The sequence below is a fragment of the Rhizobacter sp. P2_H2 genome (genome assembly GCF_056403375.1).
Map to the genome: position 1 here is coordinate 1 of NZ_JBFUFP010001263.1, position 1,416 is coordinate 1,416.

Consider the following 1,416-nt stretch of genomic DNA (forward strand, 5'->3'; position numbering starts at 1 on the left):
CTCGAGAACATCCGGTTGGTGCAGGACCTGGGCTCGCAGTCCGCGTTCAAGGGCCTCGTCAAGCGCGAGAGCCTGCCGGGCAGGCTCGCCGGGAAGGACCTGGAGAACTACGCACGCAATGCGGCCGTGACGTATTGGCACCAGTCCTGTACGGCGAAGATGGGCCGCGACGAGATGTCGGTGGTCGATGGTTCCCTGAAAGTCCATGGCGTACAGGGGCTGCGCATTGCTGACGCATCCGTCATGCCGCACGTCACCAGCGGCAACACCATGGCGCCTTGCGTCGTGATCGGTGAGCGTGCCGTCGAAGAGATCCGCGCGACCTGCGGCATCTGAACAAGAGCGGGCGAAGCGTCTTCGCCCCGTGCAATGCCCTTTCGAATCCGCGCCCCGACAGGCGATCGTTTATTGCGTGAATACTCATTCAACAGAATTTTTTGTAGACGATCTGGAAAGATTCGAATTCAAAGAGCAAGTTACGGCGGCTGAAATTGCAACCACGTTAACCGCCGTCTTCTCTACCATTTCGAAACGATTCGCGAATCCACTCAACCCTCTTCGACCGTCAAGGAACCTCACCATGAACATCACATTTCGCAAGCTCATCGTCGCCGCTGCGGCAACCGCCAGCATCGTCGGCGTTGGTGGTGGCGCCAACGCACAGTCTCCCCAGGTCAGGAACGTCGTGCTGGTGCATGGCGCCTTCGCAGATGGCTCGGGCTGGCGTGGCGTCTACAACGAACTGACCAAGCGCGGCTATCAGGTCACCATCGTCCAGAATCCGCTGACCTCGCTGGCCGACGATGTGGCCGCAACCAAGCGCGCGTTGGCACTCCAGAACGGTCCGACGATCCTCGTCGGCCACTCCTGGGGCGGCACCGTGATCACCGAGGCCGGTGTCGACCCGAAGGTCGTCGGCCTCGTCTACGTGTCGGCGCTGTCGCCCGACGCCGGTGAGACGACGAGCGAGCAGTACACCGGGTTCTCGGCCCCCGATTTCGTCATCGACGTCCAGGCCGACGGGTACGGCTTCGTCAACCGTGACAAGTTCAAGATCGGGTTCGCTGGCGATGCCACCGATGCGGACGTCGCGTTCCTGCGGGACTCGCAGGTGCCGATCAACATGTCGGTGTTCGGCACCAAGCTCACGCAGGCTGCGTGGCGGACCCGGCCGAGCTGGGCTGTCATCGCGACCGACGACAAGGCCTTCGACGTGCGGATGCTGCACAAGATGGCCAAGCGGATCGATGCCACCGTGACCGAGGTGAAAGCCAGCCACGCGGTCTTCATGACGCAGCCGAAGGCGGTCGCTGCCGTGATCGAGCGAGCCGCTCAGGACGCGGCGCGCAAGTCTCGCTGAGACCCGCCGCCCGCCAGCTGCTCGCTCGGCAGGCTGCGCAACAGCATCAGCAGGGC

At 63.1% G+C, this 1,416-nt stretch carries 2 protein-coding genes; both read left to right on the forward strand.

The annotated features are described in order from the left end of the window. Window positions 1–336 (forward strand): GMC oxidoreductase (locus tag AC1D15_RS32175; protein WP_477829253.1); only part of this gene is annotated, 336 nt, incomplete at its 5' end. Window positions 337–580: 244 nt separating this feature from the next. Beyond that, window positions 581–1,360, forward strand: coding sequence for an alpha/beta fold hydrolase (locus AC1D15_RS32180; protein WP_465112647.1), 780 nt, complete (start codon window positions 581–583; stop codon window positions 1,358–1,360). The last annotated feature ends 56 nt before the right edge of the window (window positions 1,361–1,416 follow it).

Bases quoted from the DNA above. Each gene is read 5' to 3' on its own strand.
- AC1D15_RS32180 (WP_465112647.1), top strand. From the start codon at position 581: ATGAACATCACATTTCGCAAGCTCATCGTCGCCGCTGCGGCAACCGCC.